The sequence below is a fragment of the Halobacillus sp. B29 genome, from assembly GCF_052246755.1.
In the GTDB taxonomy this organism is placed as follows: Bacteria; Bacillota; Bacilli; order Bacillales; family Halobacillaceae; genus Halobacillus; species Halobacillus halophilus.
Genome location: NZ_JBQQCM010000003.1, coordinates 23,074 through 41,358 on the forward strand (window position 1 = coordinate 23,074; position 18,285 = coordinate 41,358).

16 protein-coding genes and 1 other RNA gene are annotated in these 18,285 nt (G+C 40.2%); 14 read left to right on the forward strand and 3 right to left on the reverse strand.

Translation table 11 applies throughout. The annotated features are described in order from the left end of the window. Positions 1–32: 32 nt before the first annotated feature. The 7 genes from dinG (at position 33) to nth (ending at position 7,557) form a co-directional block, all read left to right on the forward strand. Complete coding sequence (dinG, locus tag ACTWP7_RS04405; protein ID WP_443122166.1) at positions 33–2,825, forward strand: ATP-dependent DNA helicase DinG; 2,793 nt, start codon at positions 33–35, stop codon at positions 2,823–2,825. Between the two features lie 103 nt (positions 2,826–2,928). Next, complete coding sequence (locus ACTWP7_RS04410; RefSeq protein WP_065814010.1) at positions 2,929–3,099, forward strand: YpmA family protein; 171 nt, start codon at positions 2,929–2,931, stop codon at positions 3,097–3,099. Continuing rightward, positions 3,056–3,586: a cell wall elongation regulator TseB-like domain-containing protein gene (locus ACTWP7_RS04415; protein WP_443122167.1), complete on the forward strand. Its 531-nt coding sequence runs from the start codon at positions 3,056–3,058 to the stop codon at positions 3,584–3,586. Before ACTWP7_RS04410 ends, ACTWP7_RS04415 begins: the two co-directional genes overlap by 44 nt. A 16-nt stretch (positions 3,587–3,602) precedes the next feature. Continuing rightward, the gene (locus ACTWP7_RS04420; protein ID WP_443122168.1) at positions 3,603–4,787 is read left to right on the forward strand and encodes a pyridoxal phosphate-dependent aminotransferase; all 1,185 of its coding nucleotides are present in this window, start codon (positions 3,603–3,605) and stop codon (positions 4,785–4,787) included. A 21-nt stretch (positions 4,788–4,808) separates the two neighbouring features. Next, complete coding sequence (asnS, locus tag ACTWP7_RS04425; protein WP_014643486.1) at positions 4,809–6,101, forward strand: asparagine--tRNA ligase; 1,293 nt, start codon at positions 4,809–4,811, stop codon at positions 6,099–6,101. 78 nt (positions 6,102–6,179) lie between these two features. After that, positions 6,180–6,884: a DnaD domain-containing protein gene (locus ACTWP7_RS04430; RefSeq protein WP_443122169.1), complete on the forward strand. Its 705-nt coding sequence runs from the start codon at positions 6,180–6,182 to the stop codon at positions 6,882–6,884. 10 nt (positions 6,885–6,894) lie between these two features. Then, positions 6,895–7,557, forward strand: a complete 663-nt coding sequence (gene nth / locus ACTWP7_RS04435; RefSeq protein WP_443122170.1) for an endonuclease III — start codon at positions 6,895–6,897, stop codon at positions 7,555–7,557. Positions 7,558–7,600: 43 nt separating this feature from the next. Here the strand turns inward: nth and ACTWP7_RS04440 are convergent, their stop codons facing one another. After that, the gene (locus tag ACTWP7_RS04440; protein WP_443122171.1) at positions 7,601–10,303 is read right to left on the reverse strand and encodes a PBP1A family penicillin-binding protein; all 2,703 of its coding nucleotides are present in this window, start codon (positions 10,301–10,303) and stop codon (positions 7,601–7,603) included. Further along, entirely contained in the window at positions 10,304–10,915 is a 612-nt protein-coding gene (gene recU / locus ACTWP7_RS04445; RefSeq protein ID WP_443122172.1) for a Holliday junction resolvase RecU, read from the reverse strand. 485 nt (positions 10,916–11,400) lie between these two features. On the opposite strand from recU, the gene ACTWP7_RS04450 reads away from it, so the two are divergent. Beyond that, positions 11,401–11,661 (forward strand): hypothetical protein, encoded by a 261-nt coding sequence (locus ACTWP7_RS04450; protein WP_443122173.1) that lies wholly within the window; start codon positions 11,401–11,403, stop codon positions 11,659–11,661. A 58-nt stretch (positions 11,662–11,719) separates the two neighbouring features. Beyond that, complete coding sequence (locus ACTWP7_RS04455; protein ID WP_443122174.1) at positions 11,720–12,079, forward strand: YppE family protein; 360 nt, start codon at positions 11,720–11,722, stop codon at positions 12,077–12,079. Between the two features lie 194 nt (positions 12,080–12,273). On the opposite strand, the gene ACTWP7_RS04460 is transcribed toward ACTWP7_RS04455, so the two are convergent. Continuing rightward, positions 12,274–15,348 (reverse strand): efflux RND transporter permease subunit, encoded by a 3,075-nt coding sequence (locus ACTWP7_RS04460; RefSeq protein ID WP_443122175.1) that lies wholly within the window; start codon positions 15,346–15,348, stop codon positions 12,274–12,276. A gap of 199 nt (positions 15,349–15,547) precedes the next feature. On the opposite strand from ACTWP7_RS04460, the gene ACTWP7_RS04465 reads away from it, so the two are divergent. The 5 genes from ACTWP7_RS04465 to rnpB all read left to right on the forward strand — a co-directional run bounded on the left by ACTWP7_RS04465 (position 15,548) and on the right by rnpB (position 18,221). Further along, positions 15,548–15,955 (forward strand): cytidine deaminase, encoded by a 408-nt coding sequence (locus tag ACTWP7_RS04465; protein ID WP_443122176.1) that lies wholly within the window; start codon positions 15,548–15,550, stop codon positions 15,953–15,955. Between the two features lie 227 nt (positions 15,956–16,182). Further along, positions 16,183–16,698 carry a CotD family spore coat protein gene (locus ACTWP7_RS04470; protein WP_443122177.1) on the forward strand — a complete coding sequence of 172 codons (516 nt, stop codon included), beginning with the start codon at positions 16,183–16,185 and terminating at the stop codon, positions 16,696–16,698. Positions 16,699–16,789: 91 nt separating this feature from the next. Then, complete coding sequence (locus ACTWP7_RS04475; protein ID WP_443122178.1) at positions 16,790–17,353, forward strand: SLOG family protein; 564 nt, start codon at positions 16,790–16,792, stop codon at positions 17,351–17,353. 78 nt (positions 17,354–17,431) lie between these two features. Beyond that, the gene (gpsB, locus tag ACTWP7_RS04480) at positions 17,432–17,740 is read left to right on the forward strand and encodes a cell division regulator GpsB (protein ID WP_422165329.1); all 309 of its coding nucleotides are present in this window, start codon (positions 17,432–17,434) and stop codon (positions 17,738–17,740) included. A 98-nt stretch (positions 17,741–17,838) separates the two neighbouring features. Further along, positions 17,839–18,221, forward strand: an RNA gene (rnpB, locus tag ACTWP7_RS04485) — RNase P RNA component class B. Positions 18,222–18,285 lie beyond the last annotated feature (64 nt).

The following is an 18,285-nucleotide window of genomic DNA, read 5'->3' on the forward strand; positions in this document are numbered from 1 at the left end:
GCTATTAAGTGAAGTTTGAAAGAGGGATATTGATGACTACATTTGCTATTGTGGATTTAGAAACGACAGGAAACGCTAAAGAAGATCGGATCATTGAGATAGGGATCGTGATTACGACAGAGACAGGCTCCGTCATCAAAGAGTTCTCTTCTCTTATTTACCCTGACAGGGGCATCCCGCCGTTTATAACCTCTTTAACGGGGATAGAGGAAGAGGATGTATTGGATGCTCCCTTTTTTTCAGAAATTATAGATGAGGTTTATAACCTTATTAAAGACAGCTATATTGTTGCCCATAATATTGAATTTGATCTTGGGTTTCTTAATGGTGAATTTAAACGATGCGGTTACGAAGCATTACATAATCCTGTTATTGACACCGTAGAACTCGCACGAATTTTAATACCTACTTCCCCCACTTTCAAACTGGGACAGCTGGCTGACCTATTAGGGATGGGACATGATCGTCCTCATAGAGCCTTATCTGACGCACAAGTGACGAGAGATTTGCTGATTTATCTTCTTAATCGAATGAGTCGTCTTCCTGAGCGGACCTTGTTTCATTTACTGAAGGTAGAAGAAAAGCTTAAAAGTGAGCTGCGTCCTTTTATAACAAAAATAAGGGACGACAAACGTTACTCTCTGGAGAAAGAAGAGGGCTACACGTTAATACATGGAATTCCAGTAAAAAAATCGAGCCATCCTCAAGCGGAAAATTCCTCTCAACTTCATCCTTTTAGTGAATGGGTAGACGAAGCTTATGAAGATAAGGAAGGCATGAAAAAAGTCATGAAGCAATATGAATCCCGTACTGGACAAAGGGATATGACTGAACTAGTGTATGAATCGTTGGAGAAATCCAAGCATGCACTAATTGAAGCGGGAGCAGGGACAGGTAAGTCCATCGCTTATTTATTAGCCTCCCTATATTATGCCGTCCAAAACGGTCAGCGGGTTCTTGTAACGACTCATACCACTAGCTTGCAGCAACAGCTGCTTGAAGAGGAGATTCCAAGTTTAGAGCATTTATTTAAACGTCCTATTCGTACAGTTCTTTATAAAGGAAGAAGTCACTATATCAGTTTGATCCACTTTAGTTATGAACTTGAGCAATCCCGTCAGGACAACTATGATATTGCTCTTACAAAAGCAATTATTCTAGTTTGGCTTACAGAAACAACCACGGGAGATGTGGATGAAATTCAATTGCCTTCCAATGGCAGGCAATTCTGGCACAAGGTCTCAGCTGAACAATCCACCAAGACGGTTGATTTAGATTTAGGGGAAGATTCTTTCTATCATTGGGCTCAAGAAAAAGCTTCTCATGCGGATCTTCTCATTACGAACCACGCATTGTTCTGTATGGACTTAGTAAGTGAAGAACCAAGACTGCCATCCTATGACCGTGCCATTATAGATGAAGCTCATCATCTTGAACCTGTAGCCAGTCGTTACTTTGGAATAAGGATGAATTATAAGGAACTGCAGAGACAACTAAGTCAGTTTAGTGATATGTTTAAGAAAAGTACCTATCGACAATGGGTTTTTCGTGAATCCTTTTACAAAGAGGCGAAAAAGTGTCAGGCAACCGTGGATGAAGCAAAAGAAGAACTGAATCAACTTTCCAAATATATTTTTCAAAGCATCAAAAGGGAAAACAAAGGGAACAGAAAAAAAAGTGACGTTGGCCGCATTCAGTATGGAATGAAAATGGGAGAGTCATCAGGGTTCCAGTCAACTGCCAGGGAGATGTCACACCGTTTTACCGCTTTATTATTCAAGTTAATTACAGGAATGGATCATATGCGTGAACAACTACGATTGGCTGCAAGTATGGCAGATGATCACTCATTGCCGATTTTAATAACTAGACTCGATAGACAGATTGAACTTTGCCATCAAATCCGGAAGCAATTAACGGATTACTTTGACACTGATTCTGAAGAACTAGTGAAATGGATAGAAATAGAGGGAGAAGGAGCAAATAATTCGATTTACCTGTTCAGTGAACCACTCAACATAGCAGATATACTGAGAGAGAAATTATTCCATAAAAAAGAGAGTGTAGTGCTTACGAGTGCGACTCTATCTACAGATGGCTCTTTTTCTTATATGAAAGAATTATTGGGTATAGATCAGGAGGACTTGATGGAGTCAATTATTCCTTCACCATACTCCTACGATCGGCAGGTTCAGGTAATGGTGCCCAATGATTTTCCCGATATTAAACGTAATCCTGAAGAATATATCGATGCCATTAGTGAGGCGATCTATTCCATTGCCGAAGTGACCAAAGGAAGAATGCTTGTCTTGTTTACTTCTTATGATATGCTAAGAAAAACTTACAGCTTGCTGAAGGAGATTATTGATCCGGAGGAATTCATGATATTCGCTCAAGGCGTGTCAAGCGGGAGCCGAGATCGATTGAAGAAGAATTTTCAGTCCTTTGAGCAATCCATTCTATTAGGAACCAGTTCCTTCTGGGAAGGAGTGGATATTCCCGGTGAGGACCTTTCCTGTTTAGTAATGGTGCGTCTGCCATTTCAACCGCCAGACCAGCCTGTTCAGTCCAAAAGAGACGCTCAGATGAAAGAAAGTGGCCGAAACTCTTTTATGGAAAGGTCACTTCCACAAGCTATTATCAGGTTTAAACAAGGATTTGGAAGACTCATTCGGTCCAGCACGGATCGAGGAGTTGTTTTCATATGTGATCAGCGGTTAATGGAAGCAAGGTATGGAAAGTACTTTTTAAATTCCATTCCAGAAGTTCCCGTCAGCTATCGGTCTACCCGGGAGCTGATCGATCAAATGGAACAATGGTTATAATCCAAAGGTAATTTCAATCAACAAGGTCCTTTTAAACTGTTATACTAGGAAGGGCTTGATAAAAAGAAAAAAATATTATTTCTGAATCATGGAGGGAAATCATGTGGAAAATAAAGTAGAAACCCTTTCGACGGTCCGTATTCAAAAATCTGACGACCTATATAAAATTGTGGATACTTTAAACCGTACCTTGAAAGATAAAAATCTAATGTTTGGGTTGGCACTTGATGATGAGGACAATGAAACCGCAGTCTTCACCATTTACCGTACCTAGCTGGCTGAAGTGGAGCTTTATTATTATAGGAGCTCTCTTCTTTATCAGCGGGGCTTTAGCTGTATGGATGTACGTGAGTATTAATAGGGATCTTCACGCTGGAGATGAAGCAGCCCGGGAAATGGCGCTTAATCAGACGGAGATCGCTACAGTTGAAAATGTAAGCATCTATCACGGTAAAAGTAGGGTACATATTGTGAAAGGAAAAACTCAAGGTGGTAAAGAAGGGCTTGTTTTCATCGATTTATCCAAGAATGAACTCTTGAATGAACAAATGAATCAGGAAATCATAGCTGAGCAACAGCTGAAACAGAGCTGGAGAGCGGATTGTCAAAATTGTATATATAAAAATATTCAATTAGGTTACGAAGAAGAGCAGCCGGTCTATGAAATTACGTATGTAGACTCGCAGAATCGATATGTATTTGATTATTTTAATCTTAATGGAGAACGATTTGATCAGCGATTTGCATTTAAACAAAATTAATAAAGGAGTGGATATTATGGAATTAGCTAACCGCGTTCAATCCCTTACGCCATCCAGTACCCTTGCGATCACAGCACAGGCTAAGGCTTTAAAAGCAGAGGGTCATGATGTGATAGGTCTAGGAGCAGGAGAACCTGACTTCAATACACCTGCTCATATTTTAGATGCAGCTAAAAGAGCGATGGATGAAGGTTTAACTAAATATACACCAGCTGGTGGGATACCTGAGTTAAAGAATGCCATAACTGCAAAATTAAAACGAGATCAAAACTTAACTTATACGAATGAGCAAATCATTGTTACTACGGGGGCAAAACACGCTCTTTTCACCCTTTTTCAAGTGTTATTGAATAAGGGAGATGAGGTTATCGTTCCAGCTCCTTACTGGGTAAGTTATCCTGAACAGATCAAATTGGCAGAAGGAAAACCTGTCATTGTAACGGCTGATGAGTCGAATAACTTTAAGATTACTCCTGAACAATTGAAGGCATCGATCTCTGAGCACACAAAAGCGGTTGTGATCAACTCCCCAAGTAATCCCACGGGCATGATGTACTCAGAAAAAGAATTACAAGCCCTTGGTCAAGTTTGCCTTGATAACGATATATTAATAATTTCAGATGAAATTTATGAAAAGCTGGTGTACACATCAGAAGAACATATTTCTATTGCTCAATTATCAGAAGAACTGTATAACCAGACCGTAATCATAAATGGAGTTTCAAAATCTCATTCTATGACAGGGTGGAGAATCGGATTTGCTGCCGGTAATAAAACTATTATAAAAGCTATGTCCAACATGGCATCTCACTCTACTTCCAACCCTACTTCCATCGCTCAATATGCTGCGCTTGCCGCCTACATCGGGAGTGATGAGGATGTAACTAAAATGAGAGAGGCATTTAAAGAACGCCTGGATGTTCTTTACGATAAACTTACATCTATTCCTGGAGTAGAATGTGTGAAGCCGTCCGGTGCCTTCTACCTGTTTCCAAATGTTCAAAAAGCGGTCGAATCAGGTGGCTTTTCAGATGTAGACGAATGGGTGAAAGCTCTCCTTGATCAGGAAAAAGTAGCTTTAGTCCCTGGTTCAGGATTCGGATCTCCGCAAAATGTCCGTTTATCTTACGCAACATCCCTGGATCAGCTTGAAAAGGCAGCAGATAGAATCAAACAATTTGTTAACAATCATCAATCATAAAGTTAAGCTGGAGGTATAAGCGTGAAAACAACAATTTCTCAAGTTTCAAAACATCTTAATGAAGAAGTTACTATAGGAGCTTGGCTTGCTAATAAGCGTTCAAGCGGAAAAATTGCTTTTCTTCAGTTACGGGATGGAACTGGATTTATGCAGGGGATCGTAGTAAAGGCCGATATAGGGGAAGATAAATTCCAGGAGGCAAAAGCACTTACTCAGGAATCCTCCATGTATGTAACAGGCACGATTGTTGAGGATACCAGGTCTCCATTGGGATATGAAATGCAAGTGACGGATTTCGAGATCATTCATGAAGCTGTGGACTACCCAATCACACCTAAAGAGCACGGCACTGAATTTCTAATGGATCACAGACATTTGTGGTTACGTTCTAAACGACAGCATGGAGTCATGAAGATCCGCAATGAAATTATCCGGGCAACTTATGAATTCTTTAATGAAAATGGATATGTGAAAATTGATCCCCCGATCTTAACAGGATCTTCGGCGGAAGGAACAACAGAACTTTTCCATACCAAATACTTTGAAGAAGATGCTTATTTGTCTCAGAGCGGTCAGTTGTATATGGAAGCTGCAGCGATGGCCTTTGGTAAGGTGTTCAGTTTTGGACCGACATTCCGAGCTGAGAAATCAAAGACCCGTAGGCATTTAATTGAATTTTGGATGATTGAGCCTGAAATGGCATTTATGGATCACGAAGACAGTCTGGAAGTTCAGGAGCAGTATGTGTCTCATGTTGTACAATCTGTACTAAAGAACTGTAAAATTGAACTGGAAGCGCTCGGGCGCGATACCGGGCAGTTAGAAAAGATCCAAGCTCCATTCCCTCGCATTAGTTACGATGAAGCCATCCAGCTTGTGAAGGAAAAAGGATTTGATGACATTGAGTGGGGAGATGATTTCGGAGCCCCACACGAAACAGCTATAGCTGAAAGTTATGATAAGCCTGTTTTTATCACGAACTATCCGGCAGAGATTAAAGCCTTTTATATGAAGCCTGACCCAGCTAGACCAGAAGTGGTCTTGTGCGCTGATTTAATAGCCCCTGAAGGTTACGGTGAAATTATTGGAGGATCTCAGCGAATTGATGATTTAGAACTTATGAAACAAAGGTACGAGGATCACGGATTGACGGGTGATGCTTATAATTGGTACTTGCAGCTTCGAGAATATGGAAGTGTACCTCACTCTGGGTTTGGGCTTGGATTGGAACGAACAGTAGCCTGGATCGCCGGTGTTGAGCACGTGCGTGAAACTATTCCATTCCCTAGATTGTTGAATCGACTGTATCCTTAAGTACGGGAAAAACACCGATTACCCGCCTCATGGCGTTATCGGTGTTTTTCTTTGAAATCATAATCGGGAGTGAATCGTATGGCTAAGTATCAAAGTTTTCAAACAATGATAGACAATCAAGTGATGATACCGAAGCAGTTGTTAACGGATTACCAAAAATTAGGTATGGGAGAAAGAGAACTTCTCTTACTTCTTCAGCTTCACCGTTTTCGATCGGAAGGGAATTTATTCCCAACACCTGAGGAATTAGCCCAATACCTATCCGTTTCCAGTCAAGAATGTTCACGCATTCTTCGTAGCTTGATTCAAAAGCAGCTGCTGCAAATTGAGCAGCAGCAGAACGAGCATCAGGTCTTGACGGAATGTTATTCTCTTGAACCTCTTTGGGATAAGCTGTTCAGCTACACACCAAGGCGGAGGGAAGAAGCTCAGGAGTTTAATGAAAATATTTTCCCGTTATTTGAACAGGAATTCGGAAGGCCATTATCCCCTTTTGAGATAGAAAATATTAATATATGGCTTGATGAAGAACAGCAATCCCCTGCTTTAATTAAAGCTGCCTTACGGGAAGCGGTATTAATGAGCAAACTAAATTTCAAATACATTGACCGCATTTTAAGGGAATGGAAAAGAAAAGGGGTTCATACGGTCGAGCAGGCACGTGAGCATGGAAAGCAATTCCGCCAGGGTGGAAACAATAGTTCGAAAAAGAAAGAAGAGGAAAGTAAGCAAAAAAAACGTGATGTATCTTTATACTACAATTGGTTAGAGGAGGATTCGTAAAAAGTCTACTATGCTGAATAAAACACAAATACGTTATTGTTTAGACGTTTTTAAACAGATGTTTCCTGAAGCAGAGTGCGAATTAAAACATTCGAATCCCTTCGAATTGCTCGTGGCTGTTGTGTTATCCGCTCAAGCAACAGACTCGCTTGTTAATAAAGTCACACCTGAATTGTTTCAGAAATACAGGACACCATTTGATTATATAGAGGTGTCTCTTGAAGAATTACAGAATGATATTAAGCGCATTGGTCTTTATCGAAATAAGGCTAAAAATATTAAAAAGCTTTCTCAAACGTTAGTGGATCAGTTTAATGGTCAAGTTCCGCCTACGAAAGAGGAATTAGAAAGTCTGGCAGGAGTAGGTAGGAAGACGGCCAACGTCGTAGCATCTGTAGCATTTAATGAACCTGCAATTGCTGTGGATACTCATGTTGAGCGTGTTTCCAAGCGATTAGGCATATGCCGCTGGAAAGATTCCGTTCTGGAAGTGGAAAAAACACTGATGAGAAAAGTTCCAAAAGAAGAGTGGAGCGTTACGCATCATCGTATGATTTTTTTTGGCCGCTACCACTGTAAAGCCAAAAGACCGAATTGTGAAGAATGTCCTCTCTTGGTTTTATGCAGAGAAGGGAAAAAACGAATGAGAAAACAAGAAACAAGAGAACAATAATAATGAATGAAAAAAGCGAACTCCATTTCGGAGTTCGCTTTTTTTAAGCCGCTTCTTCTGTAGGTTCTTGTTCGTCCGTATTAGGCTGCTCAGGGGCAGGTTCTTCAGGGGTTTCTTCATTATTGCTGTCTTCAGAACCTTCAGAATTTCCGTTTTCACTGTTATTTCCGGAATTTTCTGAGCCCTGATTCTCGCTCTCTTGATTGTTTCCTTCTTCGCCATTATCGCCCTGGTTGTTCTCATTACCTTCTTCATTGCCTTCCTCAGGGGAAGGAGGTTCTTCATCTGTATTTTCTTCAGGCGGAGTGTCTTCTTCATTTGCTGGGGCATCTTCATTATTTTCCTCTGGAGCTTGTTCTTCCTCCTCAGAAGGCTCCTCAGTAGAAGGCTCTTCATCAGGAGACTCCTCTTCAGGAGTTTCTAATGGATTTCCTTGGACTCCAGGTACTTGAACTCTTTCTCCAGTGGATTCACTGCTTTCGGCTTCACCACTGTCGCTTACAGCCTTGACGGCAAATTGATAAGTTGCTCCTTGCTGAACATTAGAAACGCTGGCACTTTTATCTTTTGTCGTAGTTAATTCTCTATAATCTCCACCATCAATTGATACGGAGACCTGAAATGAAACATCCTCTGTATCGCCGTAGGACCAGTTTAAGTCAATGGAATTTGAGCCTTCGTTATATTTTCCTGTTAGAGAATTCACAGGATCCAGCTGCTTAAATGTTTTAGAAACCTTTGATGGCTGGTTATCAACGTGGAAAAGCTCCGTTACAATCCGGCTCTGCGGGGTATTCGAACTAGGCAGCTTAGCTGGACGAGATCCTTCTTCAACTTCGACTTGTACAACAGATTCTGGTTTATTAAAGTCAGCTGTTTCTTTACCTTCTGATAATTGAGTCATTAGCGGTTTAAAGATCTGCTTAGGTATATCTTTTCCGGCCTGTGATAAACCTTTCATGTCATTATAGCCGGTCCAGATGGATATAGAGTAGTTTGTGGTATATCCATTAAACCAGGAATCTGGGGCAGTATCCCCACGGTTTGTCGTTCCGGTTTTTCCGGCTTCAGGGAGACCGGAGACATTAGCCGCCTGTCCTGATCCTTCAGACATAGTGGTCTGCAGCATGTCACTGATCATGTACGCGGTATAACTGTCCATGGCTGATTTTGGTTCCGATTTCGTATCCAGAGTATCTTCGCCGGGAACTTCAATTTTTCTTACAGTATAAGGTTCATTATAGACACCTTCATTTCCAAAGGCAGCGTAAGCTCCTGCCATCTGTACAGGGTTTACGCCAATGTTTCCACCGATTGCATCTACTGGGACTATATTAGAATTATTATAAGAAATACCTAGACCTGAGGCGAAATCTTCTGCTTTGTCCATACCTACTTCCTGCATGGTTTTCATAGCCGGAATATTGAGGGAACGACTTAATGCATACCTTGCAGAGACCCATCCTCTAAAACGGTTATCAAAGTTATTAATTTCTTTTCCATTAATTTCATATTCTTCATCTTTAATCTGGTGATAGGTTGAGATTTTGTCGTACTGAATGGCGGGACCATAAGCCATAATTGGTTTAAAAGTGGATCCAGGCTGTCTCGTGATTTCAGTAGCATAGTTCAGATCGCTCCCTTGATAATCACGACCACCTCCAATGGCGCGAATGGCTCCGGATTTTGTATCTGTGACAGCCACACCGGTCTTTAGTTCATCATCCGGCCAGGAAATAGGTCCATCGCTGCTCAACAGTTCTTCAACTGATTCCTGAGCCTTTGGATCAAGAGTAGTATAGATTTTTAATCCATCTTTGAAAATGTCTGCCCCGTCCATTTTCGCTTCTACTTCTTTTTTAACTTTTTTAATAAAAGCATCATATGGGGTTTTTTGTTTTTCCGCTTCTGTTTTATTTAACATATCTTCTACATTTGTTTTTCTAGCTTCTTCAGCTTCTTCTTCTGAAATTTTCCCATGCATAACCATCAAATTAAGCACCGTATTGATTCGATCTTTCGCAAGATCGGGATTTTCAAGTGGATTATAGGCCGATGGACGTTGAGGCAGACCAGCTAAAAGAGCAGCCTGCGGTAAAGTTAACTCATTTAAGTTTTCTTTTCCGAAGTAGGTTTTGGCAGCCTCCGCAACACCATAAGCACCTGCTCCGTAATAGATTTTATTCATATACATTTCCAGGATTTTTTCTTTCGAATACTCCTGGTCAAGCTTAATAGCTAAATACTGTTCCTGTACTTTTCTTTCAATCGTCTTTTTGCTCGTTAGAAATGATCTCTTAACAACCTGCTGGGTAATGGTACTGGCACCTTCTGCGCCAAAGCCGCTCGTAATGTTAGCTCCGACAGCTGCTACTATTCTTCTGAAGTCAATACCTATGTGGTCGTAAAATCTTGAGTCTTCTGTAGCGATTACCGCGTCTTTAAGAACTGGAGGCAGGTCGTCATAAGTTACTTTGGTTCTTCGTTCTGCTCCGGCCAAATCTGTAATCAGGTTATCGTTCATATCATAAACTTTTGAAGAAAAAGGAGTGGATAATTGCGATTCATCTAATTTAGGTGCACTTGAAATATAATAAGCGAACAATCCTCCGGTACCGATCATTAATACAAGACCAACGATCAATATAGTTAATAATATTTTCTTAAACAACGGCTTTCCTTTCTTTTTCTTAGAAGCCTTCATCTGATTTCTTCTTGCTGTACGTGATTGGCTTTCGTTTGCCATTTAGTTCTCCTCCAATTCAGAAATAAGCTTATCCAGAGCAGCGGCGTAATCAACTCGTGCCTGGAAATGGAAAGGAATGTGGTAACCTTCCTTTTTAATAAAAGCGTAGGGAATTGATTTTCTACCGCCTTTCCACTGCTCATCCCAAAATATAAATAGTTGCTTAGAAGGGAGTAAATACACTTCCTCCAACGGAGCAAACTTGATGATCATAAAACAAATTCCACCTTGTTGGTCCACTGCTTTCATATGGTCAATCTGGTGTTGATGGACGTTACTTAAGGGGAATGACGTCTTATTTCTTGTTTCTTTAGCTTCAAAGTCGATATACTTCCCGCGATAAACTCCATTAAAATCTGTGGTAGAAGCTTGCTTAAAATAGGCTTCCTTTATTACAGCAGCACTTCTTTTGGGATAATCCACATTTACAATCTGGACGGGTGTTGGTTTCTTATGAACTACTGCGATTTGAGACTCTAAGTAGTATTTGTTCGTTACACTGATATCTTCTTCCAGTGTCATTCCACGATTACTGAACGTCGTCTTTTTTTGCTGTTTAGGTGCGGAAACGTTTTTTGCATTAGCCGACCGTTTTCCATTGGGATATTTCATTCACTATACCTCCCTGCAGCCATGAGAGTATCATACCAAAAAATAACCTCCAAGGATATATGTGAAGGCTTCAATTTTTTAGACGTATGGACAACTAAAAGGTTTCATTTATTTTAAGCATTCGACAAAAAGTTCAAATCATGGACAATTATACCATTTATTTTCCGAACTAATTACTCTATTCGAAAAAAAGAACTTGTTTAAGGGGGATTAAAAAAAGCTGCTGCTAATTAATTCAGCAGCAGCCCTTTTATTAAGTGGATGGACGGTTTTCACCAGCAAGCTTCGGATTATCCGTTTTTGCAGGTTCAGGTTTTTTAGGTTTTTGATCTTTCTTTCTTGGCATAATAAGTCCTCCTTTACTGTCGAAGGTATTTGATCAATTTGACTTGTTTTGTAGCATTAGTTCTAGTCTTGTCATTGGGGAAGGAGTTATACATAAACAGGAGAATTAAAAGGGTATCAGGGTAGAGGAGGAGATGAATGTGCAAATATATCGTACTTCTTCAGAATTCGAGGAGCAGCTGCTTAAATTGAAAGATAAAATGTCAGGTTTAAAGAAGCAGGTAGCCACAAAAACGGATGAGACTGTATTTAGTATGGCTGTAGCGCATAGAAAAGAAATGGATGACCTTTATGATGGGTTATTTCATTTAAAGCAGCAGATTGAAGAAGTAAGGACTGAACGGGAAGCTCAGGTTAGAGAGAAATATCATCACCCAAAGGACCAGGTTTCAGCTATATAATTCGTTGATATAGAAGATATAATCATGGTAAGGTAAACTAAAAAGGTGTGAACATATTTTGTCGTTAGAAGAACATACAAAAGATTTGAAACAACTGATCGATCGACTCCATACTCAATTTCTGGAAACTGAGGGTCCCGTCGATAAAAAAAATCACGCTTTTTTTGAAAAAGTGAAGAAAGAGACCTCACCTATGTTTGACCTGAACAGTCGGTGGAGTGAAGAAGCTGAGGAGTATGTAAAAAATCGAGGGGCAAGCGTACATCCGAATCAGATTAAATCTACGAATGAAAATATCGAAATGATTATTTTACACAGCTATTATGTGGATGTGCATCGGAAAAGGTTTAAGGAACTATATCAATCCGTTCATTACGTTCTGGATATGATATTAAGCGATATAAATAACAGGTATTAAATAGCTAAAAACCTCAGTGTAGCCACTGAGGTTTTTTTGTTGATCTCCTCTAATTTCTCAGATGAAAGAGGCTGATTATTATTCCGGTAAATAGAATGGAGGAGTTTGAATGGGTTAAGTTAAAAAAAGCTGCCGGATTAACCGGCAGCTAAGTTTATATAGAAATGTTAATTCTTCTTGAAAGCATAGGGAGTTTATTCATGTGTTGTTTTCTTTCCCGTAATTTTTACGATAATTAAATAGAATGCAGGTACAAGTAACAGGGTGAGGATAGTTGAAAATAACAAGCCAGACACGATAGATACCGCAAGTGGCTTAAACAAGACATCCCCTGTAAATATTATCGGCGTAAGAGCTGCAATTGAAGTTAGAGAAGTAAGTACAATTGGCCTTACTCTGGCACGCCCTGCTTCTATTACAGCTTCAATCGTAGATGAGTAGGTTTCTTTATTCTGTTCGATAAATTCAATCAATATAACAGAATTACGAACGACAATACCTGATAATGATACAATCCCCAGAACTGCTAAGAAACTTAGTGGCTGGCCGGAGACGAATAGACCAATAATAGCTCCTGTAACTGCCAAAAATACAGTTCCGGTTATTAATACTGGCATTAATAACGAGTTGAATTGGATCGCGATGGTCAGATAAATCAGGAATAAGACGATCACGAACAGTTTAGCAACTTCAACAAAGAACTCTGTCTGGGCGTCTGTCTCCCCGCTTTCTACAAGAGAATAGCCTTCTGGTAAGTCTTCTTTAATTGCAGATACAACCTCATTGGACTTACTTGTAAATGCTTCTTCGGCACCTTCTTTTGGATAAGCTTCGACTGTAATCGTACGTTTGCCATCCAGATGAGGAATAGCCCCAACTTGTTCAACCTCTTCCTGAGAAATGAGTTCATCTAAGGAGAACGTAGCAGGTGGTTGACCTTCACTTGGATTCTGCTGGCTGACTACCGTTAAATTTTCTAAATTTACCCCATTTGGATCTCCGTCATCAAGTATAATTTCCAGAGGAAGACGTTCGACCCCATTATCAAACGTTCCAAGAGGCACTCCTGTGTTAGCAAGCTGGAGCTGAGAAGTAATTTGACTGATCGGTATATTATTATCAGCCAGCTTATCACGGTCTGGATTAAATTGGGTAAATGGCTGTCCAGATCCAGCATTAATGGTTGCAATTTCTGCTTCATCTATGTCAGCCAGTTGATCTCTGGCATTTCTTGCTTCCTGAATGAGCGGCTCTAATTCTGGTCCTTGAATTTTCACCTGAACCGGTGGAGATGGAGGAGGACCAGACACAATGGTTTCCAGAAATACTTCTGCATTCGAAAACTCTTCTCTAAGAGGCTCTTCCCAATCATTAATGAAGGTAGAAGCGCTGGTTTCATCACGGTCTACTCTAACTAGAAGCTGTCCTGTATTTTCGCCTGAACGTGTCAGGGATGAGTTGAAGATACTAGGAAGACCTGTACCCGTATAAATCGCGGATTCCGTAATATTATCTTCCTGACCTGTTAAGAAGTTTTTCATTTCTTCAAGCTGCTCCTGAGTTTCTTCAATCGGCGTTCCCTGTGGATATTCTACGGATATAGTCACTTCGGGACGGTCTGCAGAAGGAAAGAACTCAAAAGGAATGCGAACAACCAGTGTGGCAAGCAGTGCGCATAAAATTAAACCTGTAAGAGCAGTGAGCCACGGTTTTTTAGTAGTCTTTGGCAAAATGGAGTCGGCATAAACACGTTCGATCCAATTAAAGAACCCGCCAAGGAGACCTGCCTTTGATTTATTCTGCTTTTTCTGCCGGCGTTTTCTTGCATATTGAACGGTTGGTATAAAGGTTAAAGCGATGATAGTTGAAGCAAGGATAGTAAAGATTAGCACGGTTGGCAAAGCCCGTATAAAATCACCGTTTGAACCTGATAAGAAAGTTAATGGGAAAAAGCTGAAGATAATCATAAGAGTAGAGGTAACAATCGATTTTCTTACCTCTTTAATTCCGCGTATAGTACCTTCTAAAGCACCATCCCCAAGCTGGAACCTTCGCTGAATATTATCATTAACTACAATGGCATCGTCCACGAGTATTCCAATGGCAATAATCATTCCAATAATGGATATCTGGTTTAAATCTACTCCCACGTAAGGGAGTGGAATAAGACCGATAATAATGGAAATCGGAATAGACAAAGCTACCAGAATAGCAGAAGAAATTGGTAAACCTAACACCATAATCACAATTACTGCAAAAAATGAGATGGAGAACGAAGTGATTAGATTTGTGAAGACTTCTTCTATAATCGTACTTTGTGTGTAGAATTGATCGACCTCAATACCAGCTGGTAATTCTCCCGAGAGTGTATTAATTCTAGAGGTGATACTATCCTGTAAAGCAGATATATTTACTCCTTCCTTGGCAAGTATTGTCACAGATAACGCGGCTTTTCCATCATAAGAGATAAGGTCATCTACTTCTTCATTGATCACATTTATGGAGCCGATATCTTCAATGGTCACACTTTCACCTGCATTATTTTGACCAATTGATAATTGAGATAATTCATCAATATTTGAGTATTTATCAAGGATAAGCTGATAAATCTTGTTATCTTCCTGTTCAGTTCCTATTGCTGCAGGTGCAATTTCATTCTGGATGGATGAGATGACCTGTGAGGGAGATAATTGGTTTTCTTTAAGCTCTGTATTATCTAAACTGACGGAAACTTTTTGCTCAGGCAAGCCTTTAATAAGAATAGATTCTACGCCAGTAATTTCAGTTAATTCGGTCCGCCAAGTTTCTAGTGTATCTCTAAGATTATAAAGGTCTTCCACATTGTCGGCGAGTAAGTGATAAGAAGCTACAGAAGATGAATTAAGGTCTGTATTTACATCAGGATCCTGTACCTCTTCGGGGAACCCGCGTGAAACATCAGAGACCACCTGTCGAATTTTTGAATTTACTGTATTCGGCTCAGCATCCCCGGTAAGTGTAGTGGTAATAGAACCAAAACCAGTGGTTGATGCTGATGTGACTTGGTCTACCCCCTGGATGTTTAATAATTCAGTTTCCAATGGATTAATGACGGTTCGTTCTACTTCCTGAGGCGTGGCCCCTGGGAATACGGTAGAAATCGATGCTACATTAACATTGATCTCTGGGATTTCTCTTTTTGGGAGCTGAAGATAAGTAAAGATACCTGTGAAAATCAGCAGAATTATGAAAACCCAAATGATCTTATTGAATTGCAGTATTTTGGACATCTCTGTTCCTCCTTATTACCATTAAAATTAATCAGCTATTTTTTTGATTACATCAAGTATAAACTTTTTTTTGACACATGTGTCAAATATTAATGCCCTGAATGTGTTTTTTGAATAAGATTATGATCTTTTTGTAATCGCTTTACATATATGTTGAATTGTTTTATAATTATCTTCCCAATAAAAGGGAGGTTATAATATGAATCAGGAACAGTTAATTCAACATGCTAAAGATACTCGGGAAAAGGCTTATACTCCCTATTCTAAATTTCCTGTAGGAGCAGCACTTCTAACAGCGGATGGCACTCTGTACACCGGATGTAATATTGAGAATGCAGCTTACCCGGTGGCGTGCTGCGCAGAGAGAGTGGCCATTTTCAAGGCCATTTCAGAGGGTCACGTTAAATTTCAGGAGCTGGCTGTAGTCGCAGATACAAAGCGTCCCGTTCCACCTTGTGGTTCATGCCGTCAAGTGATGAGTGAATTCTTTGATTCCAACGTGAAGATTCATGCTTCTAATCTCTTGGGAGAATGCAGAACGGTGTCTATGGATGAATTACTGCCATTTTCTTTTTCATCCGCCGATCTGCCGGAGGAATCTTCTTAGGTAATCGCTTTACATAGAGAGAAGGAGGGATGCGATCCTTCCTTTTTTTCTTTTCTTTAGTCTTTAGCTAGGAATCCATATGAATGTGTACTTGACTACTTTGTAAGCTTCCTTTTTCATTTATGAACGATGGGGAAGTTCTTAGTAATATGATAATTTCGCCCAGTACATCTTGCAGATGCATGACATACGCTGATAAGGAATAGACGATAAGGAGTGAAAGTTGTATGCATCAGCATTCAATGCAAGGTCAAGGCGCTCAATCCTGCAATAGGCGTCCGATCGTTTGCCCAGTACAGCAATGTGTAGTAGACAATTTCTTTGTAGAAAATCAAGATTATATTCATCCGACGCACATATTAGTTCAAAACCATCATTTACTAAATAATTTTCATTACTTCCCTTATATGACTTCGGAGGCTAATTCTTTCCAAACTCAGGATTACGCCTTTCCGCAAGGGTCTTCACCGGATTATAACTGGATGGATTACATGTCTCAAAACCAAATGGGTCAGGGCCAGATGCCGATGATGCCTCAAGACCAAATGGGAATGGGTCAGGGCCAGATGGGGATGATGCCTCAGGATCAAATGGGTCAGGGCCAGGGTCAGATGCCGATGATGCCTCAGGATCAAATGGGAATGGGTCAGGGTCAGATGTCAATGATGCCTCAAGGTCAAATGGGAATGGGTCAAGGACAAATGCAAATGATGCCGCAAGGACCAATGGGCCCGATGGAATAATTAAAATAAGCCACTAGCCGTGGCTTATTTTTTCATATAGGAAGATGAAATCCTTCTTTTCTTGTCTAATTAAACAAAAGGGAGACAAAGCATGAAAACGATTGTTGTTACAGGCTACAAACCGATGGAACTCGGAATTTTCAACCCTGAAGATAGTAAAGTAAGCTTTATAAAAGAAGCCATTAAGAAAAGGATTCTATCCTTATTAGATGAAGGACTGGAATGGGTCCTGATTTCAGGTCAAATGGGGGTAGAACTTTGGACCGGAGAAGTTGTACTTGATTTAAAAGAAGAGTACTCGATTAATCTGGGGATAATCCCGCCATTTGAAAATCAGCAGGAAAGGTGGAAAGAAGCCTACCAACTGGTATATGAAGAGGTAACGATGATGGCGGATTTTTATAAGCCGGTATATAATAAAGGGTATGAAGGCCCGTATCAGTTTCGTGCTAAAGATCAGTTTTTAGTGGAACATTCCGATGGATGCCTGGTATTGTATGATGAAGAGACAAAGGGGAGCCCGGATTACTTTTTAACAGCGGCTTCAAATTATGCTGCTTCTCATACTTATCCTATTCTCTACATAACTCCATTAGATTTGGATGAAATAGTGGAAGAACTGAGAATGTCGAACCCAGATTACTGGGACCAATAATTTTTTCTAAATACAAAATTGACATTTCCGTCAGCTTTTGAAAAAATAAACGTAATGTGCTGAACAGAGGTGAAGATAATGAACTTAGAAAATATCCACTTAACAAGTAAAGAGATTCTTGAAAAAGATTTTAAAACGTCCATGAGAGGTTATAATCAAGAAGAAGTGGATGAATATTTAGATTTAATCATCCAGGATTACGACCATATGCAACAGGAGATGGAAAGGTTACAGCAGGAAAATGACCGGTTGAAACGTATGTCATCCAGAGAATCGACACAACGTGTAAAACAACCCGCCAATAATAATCATCAAGTCAATTACGATATTTTAAAACGAGTGTCTAATCTGGAAAAAGCCGTATTCGGAAATAAATTCGCTGATTGATTCCACTAATTCCCACGTGACAGCGTGGTGAATATCTGGTACACTATTTAGTGCGTCTCTAAAGATGCTGACGAATTAAATGCATAAAGTAATTTTGAATACTCGGGTAATCGCTGTATGATTTTCATACAGAGGAAAGTCCATGCTCGCACAGTCTGAGATGACTGTAGTGTTCGTGCCTGACGAAACCATAAGTCAGGGTAGCTTATGTAAAGCTAACGGCAAGGAAAATTCCTAAGTCTGTTAAGATAAGGAATGAATACTTTGAAAGTGCCACAGTGACGAAGCCAAAATAGAAATATTTTGGGTGGAACGAGGTAAACCCCGCGAGTGAGCAACCCAAATATAGGTAGGGGCACTCTCTTAATGGAAAATGAACCAACGGAGAGGCCGACATATAGTCGGCAGATAGATGATTGCCACCGGAGTACGAGGTTGACCGCCGTTTGCAGTACAATGGAACAGAACATGGCTTACAGAGTATTCAAAGGTCACTTTAATTATTACTACAGCACACACCCTTCTGAAAAGCCATCTTTGCTTTT